General features: G+C 63.5%; 27 protein-coding genes. 12 read left to right on the forward strand and 15 right to left on the reverse strand.

Annotated elements, in window-relative coordinates:
• Positions 1 to 292 precede the first annotated feature (292 nt).
• Together SO139_RS39415 and SO139_RS39420 are read left to right on the forward strand one after the other, a co-directional pair.
• Positions 293 to 760 (forward strand): hypothetical protein, encoded by a 468-nt coding sequence (locus SO139_RS39415; RefSeq protein WP_449380339.1) that lies wholly within the window; start codon positions 293 to 295, stop codon positions 758 to 760.
• 130 nt (positions 761 to 890) lie between these two features.
• A complete protein-coding gene (locus tag SO139_RS39420; protein WP_449380338.1) occupies positions 891 to 3,125 on the forward strand; it encodes a PAS domain-containing hybrid sensor histidine kinase/response regulator in 2,235 nt (744 codons plus the stop codon).
• 145 nt (positions 3,126 to 3,270) lie between these two features.
• Here the strand turns inward: SO139_RS39420 and SO139_RS39425 are convergent, their stop codons facing one another.
• Positions 3,271 to 4,434 (reverse strand): branched-chain amino acid ABC transporter substrate-binding protein, encoded by a 1,164-nt coding sequence (locus SO139_RS39425; protein WP_449380337.1) that lies wholly within the window; start codon positions 4,432 to 4,434, stop codon positions 3,271 to 3,273.
• 191 nt (positions 4,435 to 4,625) lie between these two features.
• Between SO139_RS39425 and SO139_RS39430 the strand changes: the two genes are divergently transcribed.
• Positions 4,626 to 5,282 carry a CGNR zinc finger domain-containing protein gene (locus tag SO139_RS39430; protein WP_449380336.1) on the forward strand — a complete coding sequence of 219 codons (657 nt, stop codon included), beginning with the start codon at positions 4,626 to 4,628 and terminating at the stop codon, positions 5,280 to 5,282.
• Between the two features lie 150 nt (positions 5,283 to 5,432).
• On the opposite strand, the gene coaA is transcribed toward SO139_RS39430, so the two are convergent.
• From coaA to hisB, 7 genes are all read right to left on the reverse strand, one after another.
• The gene (coaA, locus tag SO139_RS39435) at positions 5,433 to 6,389 is read right to left on the reverse strand and encodes a type I pantothenate kinase (RefSeq protein WP_449380335.1); all 957 of its coding nucleotides are present in this window, start codon (positions 6,387 to 6,389) and stop codon (positions 5,433 to 5,435) included.
• Between the two features lie 78 nt (positions 6,390 to 6,467).
• Entirely contained in the window at positions 6,468 to 6,791 is a 324-nt protein-coding gene (locus SO139_RS39440) for a phosphoribosyl-ATP diphosphatase (protein ID WP_449380334.1), read from the reverse strand.
• A gap of 80 nt (positions 6,792 to 6,871) precedes the next feature.
• Positions 6,872 to 7,648, reverse strand: coding sequence for an imidazole glycerol phosphate synthase subunit HisF (gene hisF / locus SO139_RS39445; protein WP_027525124.1), 777 nt, complete (start codon positions 7,646 to 7,648; stop codon positions 6,872 to 6,874).
• A gap of 111 nt (positions 7,649 to 7,759) precedes the next feature.
• Positions 7,760 to 8,503: a 1-(5-phosphoribosyl)-5-[(5-phosphoribosylamino)methylideneamino]imidazole-4-carboxamide isomerase gene (gene hisA, locus SO139_RS39450; RefSeq protein ID WP_449380333.1), complete on the reverse strand. Its 744-nt coding sequence runs from the start codon at positions 8,501 to 8,503 to the stop codon at positions 7,760 to 7,762.
• Entirely contained in the window at positions 8,491 to 9,141 is a 651-nt protein-coding gene (gene hisH, locus SO139_RS39455; RefSeq protein WP_449380332.1) for an imidazole glycerol phosphate synthase subunit HisH, read from the reverse strand. The genes hisA and hisH overlap by 13 nt, the downstream gene beginning before the upstream one ends.
• A complete protein-coding gene (locus tag SO139_RS39460; protein WP_449380331.1) occupies positions 9,138 to 9,668 on the reverse strand; it encodes a DUF2628 domain-containing protein in 531 nt (176 codons plus the stop codon). Before SO139_RS39460 ends, hisH begins: the two co-directional genes overlap by 4 nt.
• A gap of 69 nt (positions 9,669 to 9,737) precedes the next feature.
• The gene (gene hisB / locus SO139_RS39465; protein WP_449380330.1) at positions 9,738 to 10,331 is read right to left on the reverse strand and encodes an imidazoleglycerol-phosphate dehydratase HisB; all 594 of its coding nucleotides are present in this window, start codon (positions 10,329 to 10,331) and stop codon (positions 9,738 to 9,740) included.
• A 264-nt stretch (positions 10,332 to 10,595) separates the two neighbouring features.
• On the opposite strand from hisB, the gene hslV reads away from it, so the two are divergent.
• The 5 genes from hslV (at position 10,596) to SO139_RS39490 (ending at position 15,125) form a co-directional block, all read left to right on the forward strand.
• A complete protein-coding gene (hslV, locus tag SO139_RS39470; protein ID WP_449380329.1) occupies positions 10,596 to 11,153 on the forward strand; it encodes an ATP-dependent protease subunit HslV in 558 nt (185 codons plus the stop codon).
• A gap of 187 nt (positions 11,154 to 11,340) precedes the next feature.
• Positions 11,341 to 11,826: a GNAT family N-acetyltransferase gene (locus SO139_RS39475; protein ID WP_449380328.1), complete on the forward strand. Its 486-nt coding sequence runs from the start codon at positions 11,341 to 11,343 to the stop codon at positions 11,824 to 11,826.
• On the forward strand, positions 11,823 to 12,440 hold the full coding sequence (locus SO139_RS39480) for a DUF2585 domain-containing protein (RefSeq protein WP_449380327.1): 618 nt from the start codon (positions 11,823 to 11,825) through the stop codon (positions 12,438 to 12,440). The genes SO139_RS39475 and SO139_RS39480 overlap by 4 nt, the downstream gene beginning before the upstream one ends.
• Positions 12,441 to 12,493: 53 nt before the next feature.
• Complete coding sequence (gene hslU / locus SO139_RS39485; protein WP_449380326.1) at positions 12,494 to 13,798, forward strand: ATP-dependent protease ATPase subunit HslU; 1,305 nt, start codon at positions 12,494 to 12,496, stop codon at positions 13,796 to 13,798.
• 202 nt (positions 13,799 to 14,000) lie between these two features.
• A complete protein-coding gene (locus SO139_RS39490; RefSeq protein ID WP_449380325.1) occupies positions 14,001 to 15,125 on the forward strand; it encodes a hypothetical protein in 1,125 nt (374 codons plus the stop codon).
• 192 nt (positions 15,126 to 15,317) lie between these two features.
• Here the strand turns inward: SO139_RS39490 and SO139_RS39495 are convergent, their stop codons facing one another.
• Genes SO139_RS39495 through SO139_RS39505 form a run of 3 tightly spaced genes read right to left on the reverse strand, consistent with a single transcriptional unit; the run spans position 15,318 to position 18,128 of the window.
• Complete coding sequence (locus tag SO139_RS39495) at positions 15,318 to 15,908, reverse strand: Smr/MutS family protein (RefSeq protein WP_449380324.1); 591 nt, start codon at positions 15,906 to 15,908, stop codon at positions 15,318 to 15,320.
• A complete protein-coding gene (gene mltA, locus SO139_RS39500) occupies positions 15,905 to 17,446 on the reverse strand; it encodes a murein transglycosylase A (protein WP_449380323.1) in 1,542 nt (513 codons plus the stop codon). The genes SO139_RS39495 and mltA overlap by 4 nt, the downstream gene beginning before the upstream one ends.
• Positions 17,424 to 18,128, reverse strand: a complete 705-nt coding sequence (locus tag SO139_RS39505) for a Tim44/TimA family putative adaptor protein (protein WP_449380322.1) — start codon at positions 18,126 to 18,128, stop codon at positions 17,424 to 17,426. Before SO139_RS39505 ends, mltA begins: the two co-directional genes overlap by 23 nt.
• 399 nt (positions 18,129 to 18,527) lie before the next feature.
• Here SO139_RS39505 and secB point away from each other — a divergent pair, with 399 nt between their 5' ends.
• Positions 18,528 to 19,010, forward strand: coding sequence for a protein-export chaperone SecB (secB, locus tag SO139_RS39510; RefSeq protein WP_449380321.1), 483 nt, complete (start codon positions 18,528 to 18,530; stop codon positions 19,008 to 19,010).
• A 205-nt stretch (positions 19,011 to 19,215) separates the two neighbouring features.
• Here secB and dnaQ read toward each other — a convergent pair whose 3' ends face one another.
• The 4 genes from dnaQ to SO139_RS39530 all read right to left on the reverse strand — a co-directional run bounded on the left by dnaQ (position 19,216) and on the right by SO139_RS39530 (position 22,138).
• Positions 19,216 to 19,929: a DNA polymerase III subunit epsilon gene (dnaQ, locus tag SO139_RS39515; RefSeq protein WP_449380320.1), complete on the reverse strand. Its 714-nt coding sequence runs from the start codon at positions 19,927 to 19,929 to the stop codon at positions 19,216 to 19,218.
• A 30-nt stretch (positions 19,930 to 19,959) separates the two neighbouring features.
• Complete coding sequence (coaE, locus tag SO139_RS39520) at positions 19,960 to 20,559, reverse strand: dephospho-CoA kinase (protein ID WP_449380319.1); 600 nt, start codon at positions 20,557 to 20,559, stop codon at positions 19,960 to 19,962.
• A gap of 123 nt (positions 20,560 to 20,682) precedes the next feature.
• Positions 20,683 to 21,291: a Maf family protein gene (locus tag SO139_RS39525; RefSeq protein WP_449380318.1), complete on the reverse strand. Its 609-nt coding sequence runs from the start codon at positions 21,289 to 21,291 to the stop codon at positions 20,683 to 20,685.
• 10 nt (positions 21,292 to 21,301) lie between these two features.
• The gene (locus SO139_RS39530; RefSeq protein WP_449380317.1) at positions 21,302 to 22,138 is read right to left on the reverse strand and encodes a pyruvate, water dikinase regulatory protein; all 837 of its coding nucleotides are present in this window, start codon (positions 22,136 to 22,138) and stop codon (positions 21,302 to 21,304) included.
• A 472-nt stretch (positions 22,139 to 22,610) separates the two neighbouring features.
• Here SO139_RS39530 and hemJ point away from each other — a divergent pair, with 472 nt between their 5' ends.
• The 3 genes from hemJ to mnmE all read left to right on the forward strand — a co-directional run bounded on the left by hemJ (position 22,611) and on the right by mnmE (position 26,283).
• Positions 22,611 to 23,045 carry a protoporphyrinogen oxidase HemJ gene (gene hemJ, locus SO139_RS39535; RefSeq protein ID WP_449380316.1) on the forward strand — a complete coding sequence of 145 codons (435 nt, stop codon included), beginning with the start codon at positions 22,611 to 22,613 and terminating at the stop codon, positions 23,043 to 23,045.
• Between the two features lie 251 nt (positions 23,046 to 23,296).
• A complete protein-coding gene (rho, locus tag SO139_RS39540; RefSeq protein WP_027525104.1) occupies positions 23,297 to 24,562 on the forward strand; it encodes a transcription termination factor Rho in 1,266 nt (421 codons plus the stop codon).
• Between the two features lie 320 nt (positions 24,563 to 24,882).
• Positions 24,883 to 26,283, forward strand: a complete 1,401-nt coding sequence (gene mnmE, locus SO139_RS39545; RefSeq protein ID WP_449380315.1) for a tRNA uridine-5-carboxymethylaminomethyl(34) synthesis GTPase MnmE — start codon at positions 24,883 to 24,885, stop codon at positions 26,281 to 26,283.
• Positions 26,284 to 26,574: the final 291 nt, after the last annotated feature.

A 26,574-nucleotide genomic window follows, 5' to 3' on the forward strand; every position in this document is an offset into this window, starting at 1 on the left:
CCAGCCAGCATGGTGAATCAGAAGCAAGCTGATTTGGGAATCCCAAATCGATTCAACCTAACCCCATCCCGCTTTAGCCGACCTCGACAACACTGAGACGATCGGCCGGCTGCATCTCGCCGAGGCGCTCTCCTACCGCGCACTCGCGGAGGATGTACGCCAGTTGGCGTAACGCGCATCCGTATCAACCCGGCGGTAACGAGTTTCCTTTACGCTCTGCAAACCATAAGGCCCACGCGTTCATCTCGGCCGTTTTCCCGGCCTTGCGCGAGTCCTTGGTGAGTAGAGTGTCATGTTGCGTTTCAAGATCCTGGCTTCGGTTGTTCCCTTGATGGCAGCGGCGATGCTGGCGCGCGGCGGCCCCGGATCAGCATCGCATCCCTGCATCGCCGTCGGCGAGACCCCGGTCGAGCTCGCATCGGTGCCCTGGACCGCCGGCCTGCACGTTGCTTTCTCCGACGACCCTACCCGCGCCACCGTCCGCGTACAGATCACCGAGACGCCGGAGGCTGCGGACTTCGTCCTGGTCGACGACACCCCAACTTCGGAGACGGACGCCTGCCAATCGAGCGCGGCAACGCGCCTCGTCGCGATCTCCGCGCATCCGAGCAGCGATGCCCCGGTGATCTATCTCTCCAGCGAGGGCCCGGCCGACTATCGCATCTATGTGCGGTCGAGAACGTTCTCGACCCGCGATGCCGCCGCGCTGATCGTTGGCGCGGCCGGCGGGCATCGACACCTGCAGGCGGCCTCGCTCTGAGACGTTAACGTCTCATCAACCCTGTTTCGAGCCGGCCGCAAAACCTCAAACTGTTCGCAAGGTCGGACGACACATCGTCACCGAGGGCGGGCAAAGGAATTTCTTTCAGGAAGGGTCAGGATCGTTGGCGATGGGTCGGTCGTTCCGGATCAAAGTGCGCATGCGTCGCTTCAGGCGCCGCCATCCCAGGATCGCCTTCGCGATCCGCTCCTTCATGATCTTCTCGGCGACGTTCGGCGGCGCCTACGGCTTCATCGCCGGCAGCCGGGCCGAGAAGTCCGGCTACGATCCCAACGCCTTTGCGATCGGCGCGAGCTTCCTGTTCGCCCTCGCCTGCCTTGGGCTTGCCACGCTCAGCATGCGGCTGCGCTTCGTCAACAAGCGGCTGCGCACGCTCGCGACGCATAACGAGGCGCTGGTCGATCGCAATTGGGAGCTGAAGGAAGCTGAAGAGCGCGCGCGCAGCCTCTTTGAATCGCAAGGCGATCTAATCGTCCTGCGTGACCACCACGGACGAATCACCTTTGCCAACGACGCCTATTGCGAGCTTGCCGGCCAGGCGCGCGGCGCGTTGATCGGCACGCGCTTTAATTTCGACGTGCTGGAGCAGGGCGACAGCGCACTCGAAAGCAATGGCACGCGCATCCACGACCAGAGGATCGCAACACCGATCGGCGCACGCTGGGTCGCCTGGCGCGAGGGCTTCGTGCGGCTGGATGCCGGCCAGCCGGCCGAGCTCCAGAGCGTCGGCCGCGACGTCACCGATCGCACCGAGAGCGAACGCGCGCTCTCCGAGGCCCGCGACCAGGCCGATGCGGCCAACCGTGCCAAGTCGCGCTTCCTGGCGATGGCCAGCCACGAGATCCGCACGCCGCTCAACGGCATCATCGGCATGAGCAGCCTGTTGCTCGACACCACGCTGACGCCGGAGCAGACGACCTATGCAAGGGCGGTAAAAACCTCGGGCGAGGCGCTGACCGCGCTGATCGAGGAGCTGCTCGATTATTCCAAGATCGAGGCCGGCAAGCTCGACCTCGAGCAGCGTCCATTCGCCTTGTCGACCCTGATCGAGGAGATCACCGAGCTGCTCGCGCCGCGTGCGCAGTCAAAAAACCTCGAGATCGCGGCGTATGTCGACGAGCGCCTGCCGCTCGACGTCGTCGGCGATGCCCCGCGGCTGCGCCAGGTGCTGCTCAATCTCGCAGGCAATGCCATCAAGTTCACCGCGCATGGCGGCGTGGCGCTGATCGTCGAGCCCGGCCTGTGGCCGAACGAGATCAGCTTTCTCGTACGCGACACCGGCATCGGGATCGCGCCCGAGGCGCAGTCGCGCATCTTCCGCGAATTCGAGCAGGCCGACGAGCGCGTCGCGCGCACCTATGGCGGCACCGGCCTTGGCCTTGCGATCAGCGAGCGCATCGTCAAGCGCATGGGCGGCCGGATCACGCTGGAGAGCGAGCCGGGCAGGGGCTCGACCTTTGAGGTCTCGACTCCGCTCGCACCAGCCCAGGCCAGCACGGGACAAACCACGTTTCCTAGTCCCGACCTCACCGGCAAATCGATCCTGCTGATCGCCGCCCTAGGCATCGAGGCGTCGCTGATCGCGCGGCGGCTGGAGCGCTGGGGCGGCCAGACCTGCACGGTCTCGGACGTCGACGCCGCACTGGCGCTGCTGCCGGAGCGCTCCTGGCATGCCGTGCTGATCGATCGCGCGTTCGGTCCGGAGGTGGCGGCGCGGCTTGGCGACGCGGCCCGCGGTCACGCCGCGCAACGGCTGGTGCTGCTCACGCCCGCCACGCGGCACGAACAGCTCTCGCCGGCATTCACCGGCTACCTGGTGAAGCCGCTGCGTGCCGCCTCGCTCGCCGGGCGCCTGTCGCTGACGCCGGAAGTCGCCTCGCCCGAGCTCGCGCCGGAGCCACCGGCCGAGGCATCCATGACGCCGCCCGCAGTGACAAAGGGTCTGTCGATCCTGGTCGCGGAGGACAACGAGATCAACGCGCTGCTGATGCGATCCCTGCTGACGCGGCTTGGGCACCGCGTCGTGATCGCAACCCATGGCGAAGCGGCGCTGGAATCCTGGTTAGCTGCGAAATCCGCAGGCACACCGTATGATCTCGTGCTGATGGATATCCAGATGCCGCAGCTCGACGGCATCGAAGCGGCCATGCGCATCCGCACGCATGAAGCAGGTGAGGACGGCCGCCGCACGCCGATCCTGGCGCTGACCGCGAACACGCTGGTGGAAGATCGCTACGCCTGTTTCGAAGCGGGCATGGACGGATTTTTGATCAAGCCCCTCGACCGCGAGAAGCTGGAGGAGGCGCTCGCCGGCCTCGCAGCGTCACGGCATGTGGCGGTGTAGCCACGACCGACGCCGCGGTAGGGTGGGCAAAGCGAAGCGTGCCCACCATCTCCCACGAATGCAACAGAAGTGGTGGGCACGGCACGCGAAGGGCGCGCCTTTGCCTAGGCACTTTCATCGGCGCGCGCAGCGGCCCGGCAAAACCTCACTCGCCGATCTGGTCGACCTGCTTGAAATGGTCGCCCTCGACCACGTTGACGAAGATGACGGCCGATTTGTTGTCGCCCTTCTCGGTCCATTGCACCGGCCTCGCATAGGCGATGCCCTGGAAGGTCAATTTTCGCAACGCCGCTACGACGTCGGCACGCGTTGGCGCGCCTTCCTTCGCCTTGGCCGCTTCGGCGATCGCGGTCATCAACACTCGCGCTGAATCATAGGAGCTCGCGGCATAGTTGTTGATAGGGCCGTACTTCGCCGTGTACTTGGCGCCGAACTCGGACGAGCCGGGCACCGTGCCGATGGCGGGTGCAGCGGAGAGAATGCGAACGCCTTCGGCCGTCGTCGCCGCGCCGTCGGCGGCCTGGATGAAGGCCTTGGTGTCCCAGCATCCGTCGCCGCAGCTGAATAGCTGGGTCAGGCCCTGCGCACGCATCTCCTTGAGGATCAGCGCGCCTTCGCGAATGCCGGCAAAGAACAGCACGTCGAAATCCCGAGGCCACGATTTGACGAAATCGGCAAAATCCTTCTCGCCGACCTTGACCGATTTGCGCGCAACCACGGTGCCGCCGGCGCCGAAGCCCGCAACGAACTGGTCGGCGAGGCCGACGCCATAGGACGTCCCGTCGTCGACCACGAGCGCGCGCTTCTTGCCCAGCTTCTCCATCAGGTAGCGTGCCAACCCCGGCCCTTTCCGGTCGTCGCGATTGGTCAGGCGGAAGATGGTGGCAAAGCCGCTCTCCGTCACTTTCGGATTCGACGCCATCGGCGTGATCACCGCAAGCGAGCAGTCCGCATAGATCTGGCCGGTGGCGATGGCGACGCCACTGTTGACGTGGCCGACCACGCCCAAAATGGCCGGATCATCGCAAAACGCCTTGGCGACCGTCTTTCCGATCTCGGGATCGGCCTTGTCGTCAATCGCCGTCGCAACGACCTTGGCGCCGGCGACGCCGCCCGCCGCGTTGCGCTCGTCGACCGCGAGTTCCGCCGCCTGTTTCATCTCGACACCGAAACCGGCCGAGGTCGTGGTCAAGGGACCGCCGATGCCGATCTTGACGTCCTTGCCGGCCAGTTGCGCGGCAGACGGGTCCATAGCCGCAAGAGCGAGAACGGACACGAGCAGGGGGAGAGCGCCGCGACGACAGGTCATGGTAACCTCCAAAGATCGTTTTAGAGGTATCAGGCTGTCACGCACCCCGTCGCCAGTCAATAATCGATAGATGGTTACAGTTTTTGCCTTGCGCGGGGCTTCGAAAATGCCTGAGATAACGCGGCTTCGTCTGGGGCAGGGCGGTACGGCACGCCGCGGCGAGCTCTTTTTGTGCAATTTGATGGTTACACATGAGCACCATCCCGCGAACCAAAATCGTGCTCCCACCCTCCCGCGCCGGCAGTCTCGATCTCGTCGGCGGCGAACTGGCATGGGATTTCACCAACACGTCGTCGGCACGCGGCTCTGCCGCGCACCAGGAGCACCTGAGGGATTTCGACACGCTGATGCAGTGGGTCGAGCACGCCCGCGTCATGCCGCCCTCCGATTGCGCCTACATCCGTGCCCAGCTGTCGGGCCATCCGCGTCGGGCGCGCCACGCCTTCGGGCGCGCCCTCGAGCTGCGCGAGCTGATCTGGACGATCGGCACCGCGCTCGCCGAGCAGCGGCCGGTCCCGGCCAGGTCTCTTGATCTCTTGTCAGCCGCCCACGCGGAATACCTGCGCCACGCCGAGATGAGGATGCGCCTGGGCAGTTACATCTGGGTGTTTGATCCGCGCCGCGACATCGAGGCTGCGATCCTCGGCCCCATCACGCTGTCCGCCTTGACGCTCTTGATGGAGAAGGACCTCTTGCGCACCAGGCGCTGCGCCGGCCAGGAATGCGGCTGGCTGTTCTTCGACACCACCAAGAACAATCGCCGCCGCTGGTGCGAAATGCGCGTCTGCGGCAACCGCGCCAAGGTGCGTGCCGCGCGTGACAGACAGAGACAGGCGCGAAAAGGCTGAACGGCATCTGGAGGTGTAGCCACAATCGACGCAGCCGTAGGGTGGGCAAAGGCGCTCTTGCGCCGTGCCCACCATCTCTCCACGCATACAACAGAAGTGGTGGGCACGACGCGCGAAGCGGGCGCCTTCGCCCACCCTACAACAACGCGGCTACAGCCGTCGCAGCGCCACGGTCTCCACCACGTGGTCGGCGCCCTTCTTCAGGATCAGCGTCGCGCGGGGGCGGGTGGGCAGAATGTTGTCCTCGAGATTGGCGAGGTTGGTACGCTCCCAGATCGCGAGCGCGGTGGCGGTCGCTTCCTCGTCCGACAGCGGCGCATAGCGGTGGAAGTAGGACCTGGGATCGGTGAACGCGGTGTCCCTGAGCGCCAGGAAGCGCTTCACATACCATTGCCGCAGCGCTGCTTCGTCAGCGTCGATATAAACCGAGAAGTCGAAGAAGTCGGACACGACCGGCACCGCCTTGCCGTCACGCGGCAGCTTGCCGGTCTGCAGCACGTTGACGCCCTCGACGATCAAAATATCCGGCTGGTCGATCTCGACCCACTGGTTCGGCACGATGTCGTAGGTCAGATGCGAATAGACCGGCGCGCGCACGGGGTGGCGGCCGGCCTTGATGTCGGAGAGGAAGCTGAGCAGCAACGGCAGGTCATAGCTCTCCGGAAAACCTTTTTTCTGCACCAGGCCCTGCCGTTCCAGCACCGCAAGGGGATAGAGAAAACCGTCCGTCGTGATCAGGTCGACCTTCGGCCGCGGCGACCAGCGCGCGAGCAAGGCCTGAAGCACGCGAGCGGTGGTGGACTTTCCGACCGCGACGGAACCCGCGACGCCGATGATGTAAGGCATCTTGCGATCGCGGATGTTGAGGAACTGGCGCTGCGAATAATACAGGCGCTGCATGGCGTCGACATAGATCGACAGCAGCCGCGACAGCGGCAGATAGATGTCCTCGACCTCCTGAAGGTCGAGGCGGTCGTGCAGCGAGCGCAGGCGGTCGAACTCGCCCGGCTCCAGCGTCATCGGCGTATCGTCGCGCAATCGCGCCCATTGTTCGCGCGTATAGACGCGGTAGGGATTATAGATCTGCTCGGGTGCGCGGATATCCATGACGCCGCTTCTCCACTAGAGCACGATCCGGAAAAGTGTGAAGCGGTTTTCCGTAAAGATCATGCTCGAATAAAAACCCTACTCGCTCTTGCGCGCTGCCTTCTCTTCCAACCCCGACATCGAAGTGCGCTTGTCCAGCGCCGCCTCGACCTCTTCCAGCTTTACGCCACGCGCCTTGAGCAGCACAAGGAAGTGGTAGAGCAGGTCGGCGCTTTCAGCGATCAGATGCGCGCGATTGTTTTCGACTGCTGCGATTACGGTTTCGACTGCTTCCTCGCCGAACTTTTTCGCGCAATGTTCCGCGCCCTTGTCCAGGAGCTTGCGGGTATAGGACGCCTCGCCACCAGCCGCAGCGCGGGCTTCGATGGTTGCGGCCAGATCGTGGATCGTGAAACGCGACATACGAAATACTCAGAAACACATGGCCAGCCTCATCGGCCGGTCCAGACTTGCCTGTGTAGCATTTTTGCGAAGCGGAGTCGTCAGGCATCCAGCCGCATTGGCAGACCGCGACGGGCCATGTGGTCCTTGGCCTCGCGGATGGTAAATTCCCCAAAGTGGAAGATCGATGCCGCCAGCACCGCGGTCGCATGGCCGTCGCGGATGCCGTCGACGAGATGATCGAGATTGCCGACGCCGCCCGAGGCGATCACGGGAACGGGAACGCTGTCGGCGATCGCCCGGGTCAGCGGGATGTCAAAGCCCTGCCTGGTGCCGTCGCGGTCCATCGAGGTGAGCAAGATTTCACCAGCACCCAGCGACACCACCTCCTGGGCATATTCGATGGCATCGATGCCGGTCGAGTTGCGCCCGCCATGCGTAAAGATCTCCCAGCGATCGGAGCCGCCGGGGCGCTTGACGCGCTTGGCGTCGATCGCAACCACCACGCACTGCTCGCCGAACTTTTCGGCGGCCTCCTTGACGAACTCGCGCCGCGACACCGCGGCGCTGTTGATCGAGACCTTGTCGGCGCCCGAGCGCAGCAGCGTCTTGATATCATCGACCTTGCGCACGCCGCCGCCGACGGTGACCGGCATGAAGCAGGCTTCCGCGGTACGCCGGACCACGTCCAGCATGATGCCGCGGTTCTCGTGGGTCGCGGTGATGTCGAGAAAGCAGAGCTCGTCGGCGCCGGCCGCGTCATAGGCGATCGCCGCCTCGACGGGATCGCCGGCATCGCGCAGGTCGACGAAGTTGACGCCCTTGACGACCCGTCCGTCCTTGACGTCGAGGCAGGGGATCACGCGCACCTTGAACATCTGTCGTCTCCTACAGCATGATCCGGAAAAGTGCGAAGCGGTTTTCCGAAAAGATCATGCTCAAGCAAAAACCTAAAGCGCGACGAAGCTTCATCCCGATTTCGTCGCGCTTTAGGCGCGCGCGTTGCGGATCAGGGTGAGGGCAGAAGCGGGATCGAGCCTGCCGTCATAGAGCGCACGGCCGGCGATCGCACCCGCAAGCTTTTTCGCCCGCGGCGTCAGCATGGCCTTGACGTCCTCGATCGAGGCGAGGCCGCCGGAGGCGATCACGGGGATGGAGATGGCGTCGGCAAGCGCAATCGTGGCATCGAGATTCAAGCCCTTCAGCAATCCATCGCGCGCGATGTCGGTGAAGATGATGGCGGCGACGCCGGCATCCTCGAAACGCTGCGCGATCTCCAGCACAGTCACCTCTGAGGTCTCGGCCCAGCCTTCGACGGCAACCTTGCCATCTCGGGCATCGAGTCCCACGGCGACGCGGCCGGGGAATTTCTTCGCCGCGCTCTTCACCAGCTCCGGGTCGCGCACGGCGGCCGTGCCGATGATGACGCGCGTGATGCCCTTGGCGAGCCAGGCCTCGACGGTCGCGAGATCACGAATGCCGCCGCCGAGCTGCACCGGGATCTGAAGCGTCTTCAGCATGGCCTCCACGGCCTGCGCGTTCACCGGCTTGCCGGCGAAGGCGCCGTCGAGATCGACGACGTGGAGATATTCAAATCCCTGCGCGACGAAGCTCTGAGCCTGAGCAGCAGGATCGAGGTTGAACACCGTGGCGCGCGCCATGTCGCCTTGCTCCAGGCGCACACACTGGCCGTTCTTGAGGTCGATAGCGGGGAAGAGGATCACGGCTTCCATCTCAGAAAGTTCGAGATCAGGGCGAGGCCGAAGCGCTGGCTCTTCTCGGGGTGAAACTGGGTGCCGATCGCGGTGTCCCTGGCCACGATCGCCGTGACCGGACCGCCATAGTCGGCGCGCGCGAGCACGTCCGCCTCGTTGGCGGCATTGAGGTGGTAGGAGTGCACGAAATAGGCGTGCTGGCCCTTCGGGCCGAGCGGCAGCTTTTCCAGCACCGGGTGCTCGCGCAACACCTCGAGCGTGTTCCAGCCCATATGCGGAATCTTCAGGTTCTCGTCGCGCGGCGTGATCTTCTCGACGTCGCCCGCGATCCAGTTCAAGCCGTCCGTCGTGACATGCTCCTTGCCTCGGCTCGCCATCAGCTGCATGCCGACGCAGATGCCAAGGAAAGGCCGCGCCTTCACGCGCACCGCTTCAGTGATCGCCTCGACCATGCCGTTGACGGCATCAAGCCCACGACGGCAATCGGCGAAGGCGCCGACGCCGGGCAGCACCAGGCGATCGGCGCCGTAGGCCTGATCCGGATCGCTCGTCACGAAGACCTTCTGGCCGTCCGCCATGCTGCGCGCGGCGCGCTCGAAGGCTTTTGCGGCAGAATGCAGATTGCCGGAACCGTAATCGATGATGGCGACGCTCATCGTGACCCTCCCGGTTCTGGAAACAATCCGATAATGCCACCGGATGGAAGCGGCGGCGGGTTTGAGAATGGCTGCCCCGGGACGCTCCGGGTCGGCGGTGGACCGCCGCGATCGACGGCCCACTGATCATTGACGATGCCGCGCTGTGTCTTGCTCCAGCGCTCGAAGAAGCGGCGCTCGGCAGTGTCGTGATCGTCGGCGATGACGACATCGAGCTGACGCCAATTGCCGCGCGACAACGTCCAGCGGCGCAGGCTCGACGCCTCGAGGCCCATCAAGAGGGCCAGGACGATATCTGCAAGGAAGATCGAGGAGCGGCCGGCGCCAACGCTCGAAAGCCCAGCCTGGAACGCTGCAAAGAAGATCACCCAGCCGAGCAGCGCCAGCCACAGCCGGTGCCACAATAGCCAGAACGGGCCGAAGACCATCGCCCAGAAATGAAAGCCGTCGCGCACGAAGACGAAGTTGTCCGTCGCGCGCAGGTCCGCGCCGCTGGGGCCGGGAGCATGAACTGTGTAGGCAGGCATGTTGGATGCCCCGTTCTTAAGAAGATATTTGATACCGCCGGCGGCGCTCATCGCCGCGAGACGGAGCTGTCAGCCGCCGAGCGAGCCCTTGGTGGAGGGCACTTCGCCCGCCGCCCGCGGATCGATCGCCACGGCGGTGCGGAGCGCCCGCGCCAGACCCTTGAAGCAGGATTCGGCGATATGGTGGCTGTTCTCGCCATATAGGGTCTCTACGTGGAGAGTCACGCCGGCGTTCATGGCGAAGGCCTGAAACCATTCGCGCACGAGCTCGGTGTCGAACTCGCCGATCTTGTCGCGGGGGAAGTCGGCCTTGAACACCAGGACCGGGCGGCCCGAGATGTCGATGACGACGCGCGACAGCGTCTCGTCCATGGGCATGTGGACGCTGGCATAGCGGGTGATGCCCGCCATGTTGCCGAGCGCCTGCTTGACGGCCTGGCCGAGCGCGATGCCGGTGTCTTCGGTCGTATGGTGATAATCAATGTGCAGGTCGCCCACTGCCTTGACCGTGAGGTCGATGCGGGAATGGCGGGCGAGGAGATCGAGCATATGGTCGAAAAAACCGATCCCGGTCGCGATATCAGACACGCCGGATCCGTCGAGGTTCACGGATACCTCGATGTCGGTCTCCTTGGTCTTGCGCTTGATCGTCGCAGTGCGCATTGAAGCGAGCTTTCACTCTTAGGTGTGAGCATGATCTCCTCGGAAAACCGGTGCCCACTTTTCCGGATCATGCTCGTTCGGGCCGAAAACGGCGGTCTTTTAACAGCCAAATGACGCCTTCGCTACTGCGGGATGGCCGGGGCAGGGCTCTACTTCCGCCTATGGTGAGCGGAATTGGCCCGGAGCGGCCTTTGTGCGCCCGTTGTGCGCTGGTTGTGCCTTTGGGCCGGACCGCCTAAATCAGGCCCGACAACGAGGTACTTCATGCAGGATCCGCAAAACAGCTCGGTCTGGCACGGCACGACGATCGTAACGGTTCGCAAGGGCGGCCGGGTGGTGGTCGGCGGCGACGGCCAGGTCTCGATCGGCCAGACCGTGATCAAGTCCAACGCCAAAAAGGTCCGCAAGCTCGGCAAGGGCGACGTGATCGGCGGCTTTGCCGGGGCCACGGCCGACGCCTTCACACTCTTTGAGCGGTTGGAATCCAAACTCGAGCAATATCCGGGGCAGCTGACCCGGGCCGCGGTCGAGCTTGCCAAGGACTGGCGCACCGACCGGTATCTGCGGCGGCTCGAGGCCATGATGATCGTGGCCGACAAGGACGTCTCCCTGGTCCTGACCGGGACCGGTGACGTGCTGGAGCCCGAGGCCGGCGTGATGGCGATCGGCTCGGGCGGCAACTATGCGCTGGCGGCAGCGCGCGCCCTGCTCGACACCGACAAGGACGCCGAGACCATCGTCCGCCGCTCGCTCGACATCGCCGCCGATATCTGCGTCTACACCAACCGCAGCGTGACGATCGAAAGCCTGTCGAGCGGCTAGAGGATCCATCTGTGGACGAACAGCGCAGCTCCGGGCTCGGTCTAACCTCTCCCCCTTGCGGGAGAGGTCGCGCCGAAGGCGCGGGTGAGGGCTCTCGCCTCTTGGGGGCTCTTGCTAGCGGAGACACCCTCTCCCCAACCCTCTCCCGCAAGCGGGAGAGGGGGCGCACCACCGATGGGGCTGCTAGATGTCCCTTACCTATACCTTCCGCCCGATGATCGCGGCCGACCTGCCGCTGATCCGGCGGTGGCTGAAAGCGGCCCATGTGCGGGAATGGTGGGGCGATCCGGATGAGCAATTTGCCCTCGTGAGCGGTGACCTCATTGAGCCCGCGATGGACCAGTTCATCGTGTTGGCCGAGGGCAAGCCGTTCGGCTATCTTCAGTGCTACAGCCTGACTGCGTGGAATACGGGCTTTGGGCCGCAGCCGGAGGGGACACGTGGCATCGACCTTTTCATCGGTGAAGCCGACATGATCACACGCGGGCATGGCTCGTCGTTTATCCGGCAGTTCGTCGATGAGAAGCTGCGGCAAGGGCTCCCGCGCATGGTGACCGATCCTGATCCGCTGAACGTTCGCGCCGTGCGCGCCTACGAAAAGGCGGGTTTTGGGCCAGTCGGCATGGTGCAGACACCCGACGGGCCGTCGTTGCTGATGATGCGCAATCCATGACCTCAGCGCCAACCCACGCCATCAAGACGGCGGTTTCACCGATCTACTGGATCGGCATTGCGCTGTTGCTGCTGGCGCTGCAGGCCTCGATTCTGCTTGCCATGGGCCGGGTGCCGATCTGCACCTGCGGCTATGTCAAGCTCTGGCACGGCGTGGTGAACAGCTCGGAGAATTCCCAGCACATCGCCGATTGGTACAGCTTCTCCCACATCCTCCATGGCTTCCTGTTCTACGGATTGACCTGGCTGCTGTTCGCGCGCCTGCCGTTGCTGCAACTATCCTGGCCGGCACGGCTGATGATCGCGATGCTGATCGAAGGCAGCTGGGAGATCGTCGAGAATTCGCCCTTCATCATCGAGCGCTATCGCGCCGGCACGATCTCGCTGGATTATTACGGCGACAGCATCGTCAACTCAGTTTCTGACACGCTGTTCATGGTGCTCGGCTTCCTCACGGCCCGCGTTCTGCCGGTCACGATCATCGTCCTGATCGGGCTCGCTTTCGAGCTCATGATGGCGCTCCACATTCGCGACAATCTGACGCTCAATATTCTGATGCTGATCCATCCGATCGAGGCCGTGAAACAATGGCAATCCGGTCCGCCGATCATCTGACCCTACCAAAATGCGACTTGTCCCGGCCGGTTTCTGACCCTAGCTAAGGTCCCATGACAGACTTCTCTCCCCGCGAAATCGTTTCCGAACTCGACCGTTTCATCGTTGGCCAGTCCGAGGCCAAGCGCGCCGTCTCGATCGCGCTGCGGAACCGCTGGCGGCGCCAGCAGCTCACCGGCTCGCTTCGCGAGGAGGTACTGCCGAAGAACATCCTGATGATCGGCCCGACCGGCGTCGGCAAGACCGAGATCGCGCGGCGGCTGGCCAAGCTCGCCAACGCGCCGTTCCTTAAAGTTGAAGCCACCAAATTCACCGAGGTCGGCTATGTCGGCCGCGACGTCGAGCAGATCGTGCGCGATCTCGTCGAGGTCGCCATCGCCCAGGTGCGCGAGAAGAAGCGCAAGGACGTGCAGGCCCGCGCCCAGCTTGCCGCCGAGGAGCGCGTGCTGGACGCCCTCGTCGGCGCCAATGCCAGCTCCGCGACGCGGGAATCCTTCCGCAAGAAGCTGCGCGCCGGCGAGCTCAACGACAAGGAAATCGAGATCGAGACGCAGTCCACCGGCGGCGGTCTTCCGATGTTCGAAATCCCGGGCATGCCGGGCTCACAGATGGGCGCGATCTCGATCGGCGACATCTTTGGCAAGCTCGGCGGCCGCACCAAGACGCGGCGACTGACGGTCGAGGGCTCGCACGAGATCCTCGTCAACGAGGAATCCGACAAGCTCCTGGACACTGACCAGCTCACGCTGGAGGCGATCAGCGCGGTCGAGAACAACGGCATCGTGTTCCTGGACGAGATCGACAAGATCTGCGCACGCGACGGTCGCGTCGGCGGCGACGTCTCGCGCGAAGGCGTGCAGCGGGACCTGCTGCCGCTGATCGAGGGCACCACCGTCTCGACCAAGCACGGTGCCGTCAAGACCGACCACATCCTGTTCATCGCGTCCGGCGCCTTCCACGTCGCCAAGCCCTCGGACCTCTTGCCGGAATTGCAGGGCCGCCTGCCGATCCGCGTCGAATTGCAGGCGCTGACCCGCGACGACATGCGGCGCATCCTCACCGAGCCCGAGGCCTCGCTGATCAAGCAATATGTCGCGCTGATGCAGACCGAGGGCGTGATGCTCGACATCACCGACGGCGCCATCGATGCGCTGGCCGACATCGCGGTCGCCGTCAATTCGACGGTCGAGAACATCGGCGCGCGGCGGCTTCAGACCGTGATGGAGCGGGTGCTGGACGAGATTTCCTTCACCGCGCCCGACCGCAACGGCGAAACCATCCGGATCGACGCCGACTTCGTGCAGAAGCACATCGGCGACCTCGCCAAGAACGCCGATCTAAGCCGGTTTATTTTGTAATTTCGGGCGGTCGCGCTAATTATGCCGCTGTCGTCCTGGCGAAAGCCAGGACCCATAACCACCAGCGGTCCTTGTTGAAACAGATGGCGGCCCCAGTCTCGGCTCAAACAACCTCCTGTGGTTATGGGTCCCGGATCAGCGCTCGCTACGCTCGCTTGTCCGGAACGACGGCGGAGAAAGCTCTCCCCAGCTCGGGTGCGGCGTGACCGTACGCATCCTGCAAAACCCCTGGCGCCTGCTGCTCGCGATCAACGCCGCCGTGATCGCCGGCGTGTTCATCCATAAAATCCTGCTGCCGCCCTACGTCCCCTACATCCACCTGCTCGTCGACTATCATTTCGGCTTCATCAAGCGCGCGCTGATCGGCGCCATCGTCGGGCTGTTCACGACCAAGGTCCCGGTGTGGCTGGTGTTTGCGCTTGGCGGGGCGACGTGGCTGGTGACGCTCTGTCTGTTCGTTCAGCTTTTCCGCAAGGTCTTCGGTCTCAACGAGAAGACCCTGCCGCTGTTCGTGTTCATCGCGGGCTCGCCGTTCTTCCTGAAAAATTTCATGCATACGCTCGGCCATTTCGACATCTACGGCTGTGCGCTCGCGATCGTGCTGCTGCTGATCCCGGCACGCTCGATCCTCCATGTTGCGCTGGCAGCGGTGTTCTCGATCGTGCTGATCCTGATTCACCACATTCATCTCCTGATGTATGTGCCGACGATCATCATGATCGTCGTCGTCAGGCATTATGTCGCGCACGGCACCAATCGCGCGAACGTCGCGTTCGGGCTCGCGGCGCTGCTTTGTGTCAGTACGCTGTTCTTCGCCGCGCAATTTTTGGGAACGATGCCGGTCCCAGAGACCGATTTCGTCGCCCATCTGAAGAGCCGGATGGCTGATCCTGCGCGTACCGATCTCCTGCAATTCAGCTACATCTGGTATCAGCCCCTGGCGAAGGAGCTTGCGGATACCTGGGGCCGTATGCCCCACAACATTCTCGGCGTGCCCGTCTTTGCGCTGCTGATCTGGCTGCACATGCCACTCTGGCGTTATTTCGCGGGCCTGATCCACGCGCTCGCCGATGCGACGCACCGGCGTCTCGTCATCGCAGGGCTTGTCGGCGTCAGTCTCGCCTATGTCGTGATGTTCGCGATGGTGTTCGACTATTCGCGCTGGATCTCGAACTGGGCGGTCTGCATGTTCCTGATCCTGCACGCGGTGAAGATGCTGCCGGCCAGGCAGGAAGTGCTTTCGATTCCAACCGAGGACCGCAAGACGAATATCTTCGGTGTGATCATCACCTTGATCCCGCGCGTCGGAATCGTGCGGCCTTTTTAGGGCTACGCAAGGACGCGCCACCTGCCGCCGCGACGGTGCACTCCCTCTCCCGCTTGCGGGAGAGGGCTGGGGAGAGGGTGTTTCCGCATTGGGACACTCCCCGATGTGGAGAGAGCCCTCACCCGGCGCTTCGCGCCGACCTCTCCCGCAAGCGGGAGAGGTCGCAGCGAGCCCGCGACCAAATCGAGTTCTCTAAAACCTCGCGCGCCTGATCCGCACATAAAGCGCGCCTTCGCCGCCATGGCCGATATGAGCCTCTTCAAATCCAACGACGAAGGCGCGGAATTCGGGCAGGCTGAGCCACTCCGGAACCTGCCGGCGCAGCACGCCGCTTTCGCCGCCGGTCCTTCCCTTGCCGGTGATGACGAGCACGAAGGTGAGGCCGTCGTGATGGGCGCGCTGGATGAAGCCTGAGAGCGCGCGATGAGCGCGCATCTGGGTCATGCCGTGCAGATCAAGCCGCGCGTCGATCTCGCTGCGGCCGCGCGACAGCTTTGTGCGCTCGCGCTTGCCGAGCGGCGCGAGAGGCGGCACAGCCGACTTTGCCACGCGGGGAGCCGGCGTGGGGGCAATGGGCCTTGCAGGCGCCGGATGCCTCGCCGCCGGCGCAGCCGGCAAACCGTCGGAGCGCGCCGCCGCCTCCGCCTTCGTCAGGCGAGGTTTGCGGAGCGGCTTGACCTGCTTGGCAACCGCGTCCCACAGCGCGCGCTCGTCCTCGCTGAGCGCGCGGCGGCGAGGCGAGGGCGGCGGGTCCAGGACAGGCGGGCGGGACGATCGCTTCATTGCGGGCTGGAATGACGGCGCACGTGCTTGCGCTGCTCGCGGGCGGGCTTGATGTTGGGACGCGGCTCCGGCAGTGGCACGGGGCTCGCCACCGCGACGGTGGCATCCTTGGCTTGTGACACGGTGGTCGACGCCGCACCAGCTTTCCCGGATTCAACGGCTTTCGCCGTTTCAGTTTGCGGAAACAGCTTCGCGATCTTCTCCGAGGGTCGCGGATCGGGCAGGGGCAGCCTCGAACCGCGCGCAACGGGATCGAGGCCTTTTGGCACCAGCATCACGAAATGCATGTTGTGGCGCAGCCGTCCCGAGACGCGGCCGGCTTCCTGGCCGGCGCCGAAATAGAGATCGGCGCGAGCGGGGCCGATGATGGCCGATCCCGTGTCCTGCGCGATCATCAGGCGATGGAAGGGCGTCTTCGATTTCTCGGAGTCGATCGGCAGTTCGCCCTCGATGAAGAACGGCGTGCCATAGACATGCAGCGATTTGTCGACCGCAATCGAGCGGCCGGCCGTCAGCGGGATGCCCTGCGCGCCGACGGCCTCGTCCTTGTCGGACAGATTGACCTGGCGGAAGAAGATGTAGGAGCGATTCTGGCGGCGGAGCTCCTTGGCGCCGTCGGGGTTTTGCGCCATCCACTCCCTGATCTTCTGCATCGACATCTCCTCCTTCGGGATGATGCCGCGCTCGATCAGGATGCGCCCGACCGCCGTGTAGGGATAGCCGTTGTAGGCGTCGTAGTTGATCCGGATGGACGAGCCGTCGTCGAACTTGATCCGCGCCGAACCCTGGATCTGCGCGAACAGGAGGTCGGTCGGGTCCTTGAGCCAGGCGAGCTCGAGTCCGCGGCCGACGATCGCGCCATCCTCGATCTCGCCGCGGTCGTAATAGGGCACCAGCCTGCGGCGACCGATCTTGCGGTACACCGGGCCCTTGTTGGGCAGGCTCAGCGCATCCTGCTTGAAGCCGCGCACGAACAGGTTCGAGGGGCGGCGATAGACCGGGACGTTGTAGACATCGGTCTGGACGTGCGAGCCGTCGAGCACCGGCTCGTAGTAGCCGGTCACGAAACCGTCGGCCTCGCCGAGCCGCGAGATCCGCAGCGGCGAAAAATGCTCCTCGAAAAACGTTTTGGCTTTGCTCTCGTCGGAAAGATCGAGCGATTTGGCGATCCGGCACGGCTCGCCAAGCGAGCCGCCGATGGCTTTGGGCTCGACGACCGGCGGCTGCTGCGCGGCGATCGATTTGCAGCTCGCGCGAAACGCCTTGTAGGCCGCGAGATGATCGTCATCGTTCCAGCCGGCCACCTCGGACCAGGCGAGGGGGAAATATTGCGCGCCGGGAATTTCGAACGGCAACGCGAGCTGGGGGTAGGGCAAGGCCCGCGGTGGTGGGGCGGCGATTTCGGGAGCGATGCGGCTGTGATGATGACGGCGCGCCGCTTCAGCGCCGAGTGAAAACGACGACAGCGCGACGGCACCTGCGCACAGCGCCGTCGCACAATTTGTCAGGGCTGACTTAATGCGCGCTTCCGGTGCCAACCAGCTTCCAGTTCGGATCGCGAGAGGTGGTGTCGCGGGCGAAGGTCCAGATATCGGTGATGTCGGCGACCTTGTCGGCGTTGCCGTCGACGATGTTGCTGCCCTTGTCGCGCGTGACCGAAATCATCTGCGAAACGAAGCGGACGGTGAGCTGCGCGGTGCGGTCGCGCATCTCGGCGCCGACCAGCTCGGCCTTGTCGATCGAGACGAAGCGCGTCTCGGTCTTCTGCTCGTTCTTCTCGCGCTCCTTGATCGCGGCGTCGAAGCTCTCGAACACTTCCGAGGACAGGAGGTCGCGCAGCGACCGGCGGTCGCCATTGGCAAAGGCGAGCACGATCATCTCATAGGCGCTGCGGGCGCCCGACAGGAAGTGGCGCGGGTCGAAGGACGAGTCCTTCTCGACGATCGCGTCCAGCCCCTGGCCCAGTGCAGTGCCTGGCTCAGTCAGGCCCTTCCAGCGGTCGGCAGGCTGCGTGACGTCGGCGGTCGGCGCCAGCGGAGCCTGATCGATCACCTTGCCCGGCATGGTCACGACGTTCTTGTCCTGGGCACCCTGCAGCGCATTGCGGGCGGTGCGGTCGAACGGAGGCCGTTCGTTGCCGGTCCGCTGCCCCAGCACGCTGCGCAGGCGCAGGAAAATGAAGACCGCCAGCGCTAGGAAGATGATGGTGTAGATGTCCACGTCGTGTTCGCTCTCTGGTCTCTGCTCAGGGTCTTCGCCGGGAAAATCAGTCCGGCCAGTCAACCGTTCCATACAGGAACGGCAAAGCCACATCACCTTTTTAGGTCCGCATCAGATCCAAGCGATGTAGGCACGAAATCTAGTCCGGCCAATGGCGCCTTTTGGCACAGTGCGAAGTGTAGCGCGTTTTATCCTTAAGGGGAAATCGGATCCTGACTGGAAATCGCGCATCTTCAATCGTTTAAGATGTGCTCCGTCGGGCCAGAACGGGTAAGGGGCCACCCTTTTCGGTGATGTTAGGAGGCCGAATCCGGGGCCGTTCGTCCTTGTGGAACGAGGCGAGCCTATGTTAGCCAACCGGCCGCGATATCAGGCCCATTCGGGTAAGGAGACATTTTCATGACCAACGGAAACGGCACCCCCGAGGCAGGCCAGGCTCCGCAGCTCAACGTGCTGGCGCAATATACCAAGGATCTGTCGTTCGAGAATCCGAACGCGCCGGCCTCGCTTCAGCCGCAGAGCCAGCAGCCCCAGATCAACATCCAGATCAACGTCAACGCCAACAACCTCTCGGAACACGAGTACGAGGTCGTGCTGTCGGTCGAGGGCAAGGCCGAGACCGCGGGTAAGGTGATGTTCTCGTTCGAGCTCGCCTATGCCGGGGTGTTCCGCATCGTCAACGTGCCGCAGGAGAACCTGCATCCGCTGGTCATGATCGAATGTCCGCGGCTCTTGTTCCCGTTCGCGCGCGAGATCATTGCCACCGCCGTGCGCGACGGCGGGTTCCCGCCGCTGATGCTGGATCCGGTCGATTTCGTCGGTCTCTACCGGCAGAACATGGAGCGGCAAATGGCCGCCCAGGGTCAGGTCAAGCCAAGCTGAGGCTGTAGGCCTAGCAATCCGACTGCGTCACACGCACTCTTCCCCCTCATCCTGAGGAGCCCGCCGGAGGCGGGCGTCTCGAAGGATGGCCGCGGGAGAGATCCGGGCCTCATGGTTCGAGACGCGCTTCGCGCTCCTCACCATGAGGGTTTCGTGGCGCACCAAGACCGCACGAAGACTGAAGACTAGAGCCAGACAGCACCGATCAAGTCGGACTTGCCGCCGGCTGGGCGAGATACTCGTTCCAGATCGCCTTTTCACCCATCGTCGCAATGAAGGCCCGGTGGGCCTCGCGCTCGGCCTCGCTGACGCGCGGGGCCAGCGGCGCCGGTCGCTGCCGCCGTGGCGCATCACCATTCGTGCCGACGCGAATCTCCTCGGACTCCGACGCCAGGATGAGCTGCGACTGCCGGGCGCCGATCAAATCGACATAGACTTCCGCGAGCAATTCGGAGTCCAGCAGCGCGCCGTGCTTGGTGCGGTGGGAATTGTCGATCGCATAGCGCGAGCAGAGATCGTCGAGCCTGTTGGACACACCGGGATGCTTGCGCCGCGCCAGCAAAAGCGTGTCGACCAGCCGCTCGCGCGGGATCGCGGCGCGCTTGATGCGGTCGAGTTCGGCGTTGATGAAACTGATGTCGAACGAGGCGTTGTGGATCACCAGCGGTGCGTCGCCGATGAATTCCAGGAACTCGTCGACGATCTCGTGAAACAGCGGCTTGGCCGCGAGAAATTCGCTCGACAGGCCGTGCACCGCAAAGGCTTCCGCCGGCATGTCCCTTTCAGGATTGATGTAGCGGTGAAAGGTCTGTCCCGTCGGCATGCGATTGAAGATCTCGACGCAGCCGATCTCGACCAGGCGGTCGCCGCGCAGGGGATCAAGGCCGGTGGTTTCAGTGTCGAGAACGATTTCGCGCATGATTCTTGAGGTGCCGGTCAGATGAGCGAATCAGCTTCGCCGCTGCGGCATCTTAACGACCTCGGCCAGGATGTGCTTGATCTGCGCGCGCACGGGATCGAGCCCGTGGGAAGTATCCACCACGAAATCGGCCCGCTTGCGCTTCTCGGCATCGGGCAACTGCTTGGCAATGATGGCGTCGAGCTTTTCGGCATCCATGGTGCCGCGCGCCAGCACGCGCTCGCGCTGAAGTTCCGGCGACGTCGTCACCACCACGACCGCATCGACGCGCTTCTCGCCGCCGGTCTCGAACAGCAGCGGAATGTCGAGCACCACAACGGGCGCCTTGCTGGCCTCGGCCTCCGCGAAAAACCTCGCGCGCGAAGCACCGAGCATCGGATGGACGATCTGCTCGAGCTGCTGCATCGCCGCGGCATCTCCGACCACACGGGCCGACAGCTTTGCACGATCGACCTTGCCGTTTCCTGTGGTGCCGGGAAAGGCAGCTTCGATCGCGGGAGCCGCCTCGCCCTCATAGAGCTGATGGACGCCGGCATCGGCGTCGTAGACGGGGACGCCAGCCTCCGCGAACAGTTTCGCGGTGGTGGATTTGCCCATCCCGATCGAGCCGGTCAGTCCGAGGATCAGCATCAGGTCGCAGCCATCAAAGCATGATCCGGAAAAGTGTGACGCGGTTTTCCGGAAAGATCATGCGCAAACAATAATCTAAAGCGCGATGGCGTTTCATCCCCATCTCATTGCGCTTTTGTCGGTTCACACCGCAACTAGACTCTCGCGCCGCAGGAACGCAAGCAGCGGCAACAGCGGCAGGCCGAGAATGGTGAAGTGATCGCCCTCGATCTTCTCGAACAGATGAACTCCGAGGCTTTCGAGCTGATAGGCGCCGACGCTGGTGGTGACAGTATCGCCGGCGGCGTCAAGATAGGTGGAGAGCTCAGCCTCAGTCATTTGTCGCATGGTCATGCGAGCGACCGAAACATCCTCGAACAGCACAGCGTCGTCACGCGCCACGGCAACCGCGGAGTGCAGCTCATGCGTGCGGCCGGCGAGATCGCGCAGTTGCGCCATTGCCTGAGCCCGGCCTGATGGCTTTGTGAACAGCTGCTCGCCGAACGCCAAGGTCTGGTCGGCGCCGACGACGTAACAGCCGGTACATCGAGCAGATACCGCCTTCGCTTTTTCTCGCGCCAGGAGCAGCGCAACCTCACGCGGGCTCGACAGCTTCGAGGCTTCCTGAACGCCGCGCTCGTCGATATCGGCAGGTCTTGCTTCGAACGCGAGGCCCGCATTCGCCAGCAGCATTTTTCGCGCGTTACTTTGCGACGCCAGGATCAACGTAGATTTGCCGCGCCAGAGCGTCATCGCAAAAAACTCATTCCAAAGGCCGGTTGCGTTGCCGGTCCGTATAGAGCTTCATGATCGCAGCCGCCGTTTCCTCGATCGAGCGGCGCGTCACCTCGAGCAACGGCCAATTGTGCTTGGCGCTGAGCTTTCGTGCGAAGGCGACTTCATCTGCCACCGCCTGCTTGTCGATATAGGTGTCGCTGCTGGCATCGGCGCCCATGGTCAAAAGGCGGTTCTGGCGGACCTGGATCAGCCGCTCCGGCGTCGCGTGCAGGCTCACCACCAACGGCCGGGTCAACGTCTCCAATTGCGCCGGCACAGGAATGCCCGGCACCAGCGGCACGTTGGCGGTGCGGATGCCGCGATTGGCGAGATAGATCGAGGTCGGCGTCTTCGAGGTTCGCGACACGCCGACGAGGACGACGTCGGCTTCTTCCAGGCCGTCGACGTGCTGACCGTCGTCATGCATCATCGTGTAGTTCAGGGCATCGATGCGCTTGAAATATTCCGCGTTGAGCACGTGCTGGGCGCCGACACGACCCGTTGTTGCCGCGCCGAGATAAGCCTCGAACAACTGCATCACCGGGCCGATGATCGACAGGCTCGGAACATTGATCTCCTTGCACTTGCCCTCGAGCCGGGAGACCAGATCCTTCTCCAGCAGCGTGAACAGCACGATCCCCGGCGCCTCCTCGATCTCGTCGAGCACGCGATCGAGCTGCTTCTGGCTGCGCACCAGCGGATAGACATGCTCGACCGGCGTGACGTTGGCGTATTGCGCAGCGACCGCGCGCGCCACGGTGATCAGGGTCTCACCGGTGGAGTCGGAAACCAGGTGGAGATGGAAATAATTGGAGGTCGGCACGAAAACTCTTCGATTGAGGGCTTGGGATGACGGTTGGGTGGTTTGTGAATTTCTGTGGAGCTTAACCCCTCGGAAAGGGTTGTGCGACAGGACGTACGGGATAACGGCCAAGTTTCTTCACATCGCTGCCCGGAAGGACAAGTTCTGGGACAGGGCGAAGGGGAAGCGGGACAGCACCGGCAAGCCTTTTCATAAGCTGCCGATAATTTCTCACAAGCCTTTGAAGATGGATGAATTATCCGCGTTCGCTGGAAGCGCGCCGGGCATGTTGATGGATGTGTACAAGCACCCGCAAAAGACCTGACAGCATTGCGTGAGTCCAATCCACCGTCATTCAGACTCAAACCTTAAGAATCTAAGATTCTAGATTTGAGAAGGGCGCTACGGACGGATATGTGTGCGCTGGAAGAACTTAACGAGTTCTTACTATCCCCAGCCACCCCCGCGCTGGGCGCGAATTCGGACTTTGGAAATGCTCGACGAACTCTACCCCTGGATCAAGGCGCTGCACGTGATCGCCGTCATCTCCTGGATGGCCGGCATGCTCTATCTGCCACGGCTGTTCGTCTATCACTGCGAGGCCGAGATCGGTTCAAGGCAGTCAGAAACCTTCAAGGTGATGGAACGCCGGCTGCTCAAGGCGATCATCAACCCCGCGATGATCGTGACTTGGCTCGCCGGGCTCTATCTCGCGTGGTCCGGCCATTGGTTCACCTCGCCCTGGTTGCACGTAAAACTGGCATTGGTGCTGGCGCTGTCCGCGGTCCACGGCTTTTTTTCCCGCTACTGCAAGGATTTCGCTGCCGACCGGCGTCCGCGGACCCAGAAATTCTACCGTATTATCAATGAGGTGCCCACGGTCCTGATGATCTTCATCGTGATCATGGTGATCGTGAAGCCGTTCTAGGCAAAGTTCGAGGGGCGCCGCTCAGCGCTTCGGCTTGCGGAGGGCCAAGCGATTTTCTATATTGTGGCCATCCCCACCCAACGCAGGCGGATGTGGTTGTGTCCGAGCTTCTTCGAAAGCCGGGCGCCGCATCAGGTTTGAAGCCCCACCGGCACTCACCTTGCTAGACCTGCGGACCTTACCTGCTCACGTCCGCATTTTCGAAGCCTCCTCGCACCCCCCTTCCAAGGTTACCCCACAGGACCACCCCAATGCGGGAAATCAAACTCCAAGACCTCAAGTCCAAAACCCCGGCCGAGCTCGTCTCGTTCGCGGAAGAGAATGGGGTCGAGAATGCCAGCACCATGCGCAAGCAGGAGCTGTTGTTCGCCATCCTCAAGCAGCTTTCGCTCGCAGAGACCGACATCGTCGGCGAGGGCGTCGTCGAGGTGCTCTCCGACGGCTTCGGCTTCCTGCGCTCGCCGGACGCCAATTATCTGCCGGGCCCGGACGACATCTACGTCTCGCCGTCGCAGATCCGCCGCTTCGGTCTGCGCACCGGCGATACCATCGAGGGCCATATCCGCAGCCCGAAAGAGGGCGAGCGCTATTTCGCGCTGCTCAAGGTCAACACGCTGAATTTCGAGGACCCGGAAAAGGCCAAGCACAAGGTCAATTTCGACAACCTCACGCCGCTGTTTCCCAATCAGCGTTTCCGCATGGAGATCGACGATCCGACGCGGAAGGATCTCTCTGCGCGCGTGATCGACATCGTTGCTCCCATCGGCAAGGGCCAGCGCGCACTGATCGTGGCGCCGCCGCGCACCGGTAAAACCGTGCTGATGCAGAACATCGCGCACTCGATCACAGCAAATCATCCGGACTGCTACCTGATCGTGCTTCTGATCGACGAGCGTCCGGAGGAAGTCACGGACATGCAGCGCTCGGTAAAGGGCGAGGTCGTCTCGTCGACCTTCGACGAGCCGGCCGTGCGTCACGTCCAGGTCGCCGAGATGGTGATCGAGAAAGCAAAGCGCCTGGTCGAGCATGGCCGCGACGTCGTGATCCTGCTCGATTCGATCACGCGTCTGGGCCGCGCCTACAACACCGTGGTGCCATCATCCGGCAAGGTGCTGACCGGCGGTGTCGACGCCAACGCGCTGCAGCGCCCGAAGCGCTTCTTCGGTGCCGCCCGCAACATCGAGGAGGGTGGCTCGCTGACCATCATCGCGACCGCGCTGGTCGATACCGGCAGCCGCATGGACGAAGTCATCTTCGAAGAGTTCAAGGGCACCGGTAACTCGGAGCTGATCCTCGACCGTAAGGTCTCGGACAAGCGCACCTTCCCGGCGATCGACATCTCGCGCTCGGGCACCCGCAAGGAGGAGCTCATCACCGATCCGCAGGTGCTCAAGAAGATGTACGTGCTCCGCCGCATCCTCAACCCGATGGGCACGATGGACGCGATCGACTTCCTGCTCGACAAGCTGCGCTCGACCAAGAGCAATGCCGAGTTCTTCGATTCGATGAACACCTGAGCTGGTTTGCTGCAATTTTCGCGGAGGGCGCCTTTCGGGCGCCCTTTTGCGTTTATGCTGCGGCTTTGCTGCACGATGGCGCAGCAAAATTTGAATCCGGTTTGCCGCGCTCAAGATGAATTAAGCTATTGATATAGCTACATAATATTTCTATTTTTGGTAGTTCCGAGTTGTCTGGAACCAAAAACATGCAGCAAAATGCTGCGCTTTATATTGCGACGCAATGCGCAGCATTTACTGCGCAAGGAACGTCCTTCCGGCTCGCGAAGAGACGCAGAAATCGCGATTTGCGTTTTGGCGGGCGCGCAGACAAATAGGCCATGCATCCGCGGGACCAGACCATTTTCGCGCTGTCGTCAGGGCGGCCACCGAGCGCCATCGCGATCGTTCGCGTCTCGGGCACAAACGCGAGCCAGGTCGTCACGAGGCTGGCGGGAGCGTTGCCGCGGCCGCGGCTTGCGCATCACGTGTTGCTGCGGGATGCAGGCGGCCAGGCGATCGATGATGCCGTGGTGCTCTGGTTTCCGGGGCCCGCGAGCGCGACCGGCGAGGACGTCGCCGAATTCCACGTCCATGGTGGTCGCGCGGTGCTCTCGGCGCTGTTCGCAGCTATTTCCGATATTCCAAATGTGCGGGCCGCCGATCCCGGCGAGTTCACCCGCCGCGCCTTCGAGAACGGCAAGCTCGATCTCACCGAGGCCGAAGGCCTCGACGATCTCATCCACGCCGACACCGACCGGCAGCGTCGCCAGGCGCTGCGGCAATTGCAGGGATTGCTTGGCGAACGCGCGCGCGACTGGCGCGAGCGAATCATCGAGGCCTCCGCGCTGATCGAGGCCGGCATCGACTTCTCCGATGAAGGCGACGTGTCAGCGGAATTGCTGACGCCGGCGCGCGCGAAGATCAAAGCGCTATATGACGAGATCGCAAAAGTGCTTGCGGCGCAGGGCAAGGCAGAACGTCTGCGCGATGGCCTCGTGGTCGCGATCGCCGGCCCGCCGAACGTCGGCAAGTCGACGCTGATCAATCAGCTTGCGCGGCGCGAGGTCGCGATCGTCTCGCCCCATGCCGGCACGACGCGCGACGTGATCGAGGTGCAGCTCGATCTCGACGGCTATCCCGTGACCGTCATCGACACCGCCGGCATTCGTGAGACCGACGATCCCGTCGAGCAGGAAGGCGTGCGTCGCGCCCGCGCGCGAGCGGCGGATGCCGATCTTGTGCTGTGGCTGGCGGACGTCGATCGCAGCGAGGAGGGCGGGCCGGCCGGAACCGCGCCGGTCTGGACAGTCCGCAACAAGATCGACCTTCGCCAAGAGGCCTTGGAAGAGACTTTGCAGGAGACCTTGAGGGAGACCTCGAGCGCGGCCTTGAGGTCGGAGGCGAAGAAGGCTAAGGGGCCTGACCCGCGCGCGCGAACGTTTGCGATCTCGGCGCGGCGCGGTGACGGCCTGCCCGAGCTGATCGCCGCGCTGGTCGAGTTCGCCGTCGAGTTCTTCGGATCGAGCGAGGGCGCGCTGGTGACCCGTGCCCGGCAGCGCGACTTGTTGAGCCAGGCCGGCGGCTCGTTGGAGCGGAGCCTCGATCTCCTCGGCGAAGGCGAGGAGCTCGCCGCTGAGGAACTTCGCGCTGCCGCTTACGCGCTGGGCCGGCTGCTGGGGCGGGTTGACGTCGAGGACGTCCTCGGGGCCATTTTCCAAAAATTCTGTATCGGAAAGTAGCGCTAGTTCTTCATTGTAGAACTATCGCTTGTTCCAGTGGGTTCGCTGTCTCACGCGAAACACGGGTCGGTTCCGGTCCGCTTGACGCGACACATTGAGGGACCTGGTCAGCGCTTTGAGGTTTGGCGTGGCAGGCGGTTTGACGTCGTCGCGCGAGCGCTCACGGGTGAGCGGGATGCGGCCTCGATCCCGTCATTGCGAGGAGCGCTTGCGACGAAGATTCCATAGGGAGTGGATAGCGACCGGGTCTGAGGCCAGACTGAGGTTGCTGAATCCATTCAACCTGGAGAC

It is taken from the genome of Bradyrhizobium sp. UFLA05-89, assembly GCF_059803475.1.

Excerpts from the sequence above, each read along its gene's own strand:
- hisF (WP_027525124.1), bottom strand. The coding sequence starts at position 7,648 with ATGTTCAAGGTGCGCGTGATCCCCTGCCTCGACGTCAAGGACGGACGG.
- dnaQ (WP_449380320.1), bottom strand. The coding sequence starts at position 19,929 with ATGCGCGAAATCGTTCTCGACACTGAAACCACCGGCCTTGATCCCCTG.
- SO139_RS39495 (WP_449380324.1), bottom strand. The coding sequence starts at position 15,908 with ATGAAGCGATCGTCCCGCCCGCCTGTCCTGGACCCGCCGCCCTCGCCT.
- hisA (WP_449380333.1), bottom strand. The coding sequence starts at position 8,503 with ATGGAAGCCGTGATCCTCTTCCCCGCTATCGACCTCAAGAACGGCCAG.
- SO139_RS39425 (WP_449380337.1), bottom strand. The coding sequence starts at position 4,434 with ATGACCTGTCGTCGCGGCGCTCTCCCCCTGCTCGTGTCCGTTCTCGCT.
- SO139_RS39475 (WP_449380328.1), top strand. The coding sequence starts at position 11,341 with ATGTCCCTTACCTATACCTTCCGCCCGATGATCGCGGCCGACCTGCCG.
- SO139_RS39525 (WP_449380318.1), bottom strand. The coding sequence starts at position 21,291 with ATGACGCTCTGGCGCGGCAAATCTACGTTGATCCTGGCGTCGCAAAGT.
- hisH (WP_449380332.1), bottom strand. The coding sequence starts at position 9,141 with ATGAGCGTCGCCATCATCGATTACGGTTCCGGCAATCTGCATTCTGCC.
- coaA (WP_449380335.1), bottom strand. The coding sequence starts at position 6,389 with ATGGATATCCGCGCACCCGAGCAGATCTATAATCCCTACCGCGTCTAT.
- SO139_RS39430 (WP_449380336.1), top strand. The coding sequence starts at position 4,626 with ATGAGCACCATCCCGCGAACCAAAATCGTGCTCCCACCCTCCCGCGCC.
- coaE (WP_449380319.1), bottom strand. The coding sequence starts at position 20,559 with ATGCTGATCCTCGGACTGACCGGCTCGATCGGGATGGGCAAATCCACC.
- hslV (WP_449380329.1), top strand. The coding sequence starts at position 10,596 with ATGCAGGATCCGCAAAACAGCTCGGTCTGGCACGGCACGACGATCGTA.
- hemJ (WP_449380316.1), top strand. The coding sequence starts at position 22,611 with ATGCTCGACGAACTCTACCCCTGGATCAAGGCGCTGCACGTGATCGCC.
- SO139_RS39460 (WP_449380331.1), bottom strand. The coding sequence starts at position 9,668 with ATGCCTGCCTACACAGTTCATGCTCCCGGCCCCAGCGGCGCGGACCTG.
- hisB (WP_449380330.1), bottom strand. The coding sequence starts at position 10,331 with ATGCGCACTGCGACGATCAAGCGCAAGACCAAGGAGACCGACATCGAG.
- secB (WP_449380321.1), top strand. The coding sequence starts at position 18,528 with ATGACCAACGGAAACGGCACCCCCGAGGCAGGCCAGGCTCCGCAGCTC.
- SO139_RS39440 (WP_449380334.1), bottom strand. The coding sequence starts at position 6,791 with ATGTCGCGTTTCACGATCCACGATCTGGCCGCAACCATCGAAGCCCGC.
- hslU (WP_449380326.1), top strand. The coding sequence starts at position 12,494 with ATGACAGACTTCTCTCCCCGCGAAATCGTTTCCGAACTCGACCGTTTC.
- SO139_RS39415 (WP_449380339.1), top strand. The coding sequence starts at position 293 with ATGTTGCGTTTCAAGATCCTGGCTTCGGTTGTTCCCTTGATGGCAGCG.
- SO139_RS39480 (WP_449380327.1), top strand. The coding sequence starts at position 11,823 with ATGACCTCAGCGCCAACCCACGCCATCAAGACGGCGGTTTCACCGATC.
- SO139_RS39420 (WP_449380338.1), top strand. The coding sequence starts at position 891 with ATGGGTCGGTCGTTCCGGATCAAAGTGCGCATGCGTCGCTTCAGGCGC.
- rho (WP_027525104.1), top strand. The coding sequence starts at position 23,297 with ATGCGGGAAATCAAACTCCAAGACCTCAAGTCCAAAACCCCGGCCGAG.
- mnmE (WP_449380315.1), top strand. The coding sequence starts at position 24,883 with ATGCATCCGCGGGACCAGACCATTTTCGCGCTGTCGTCAGGGCGGCCA.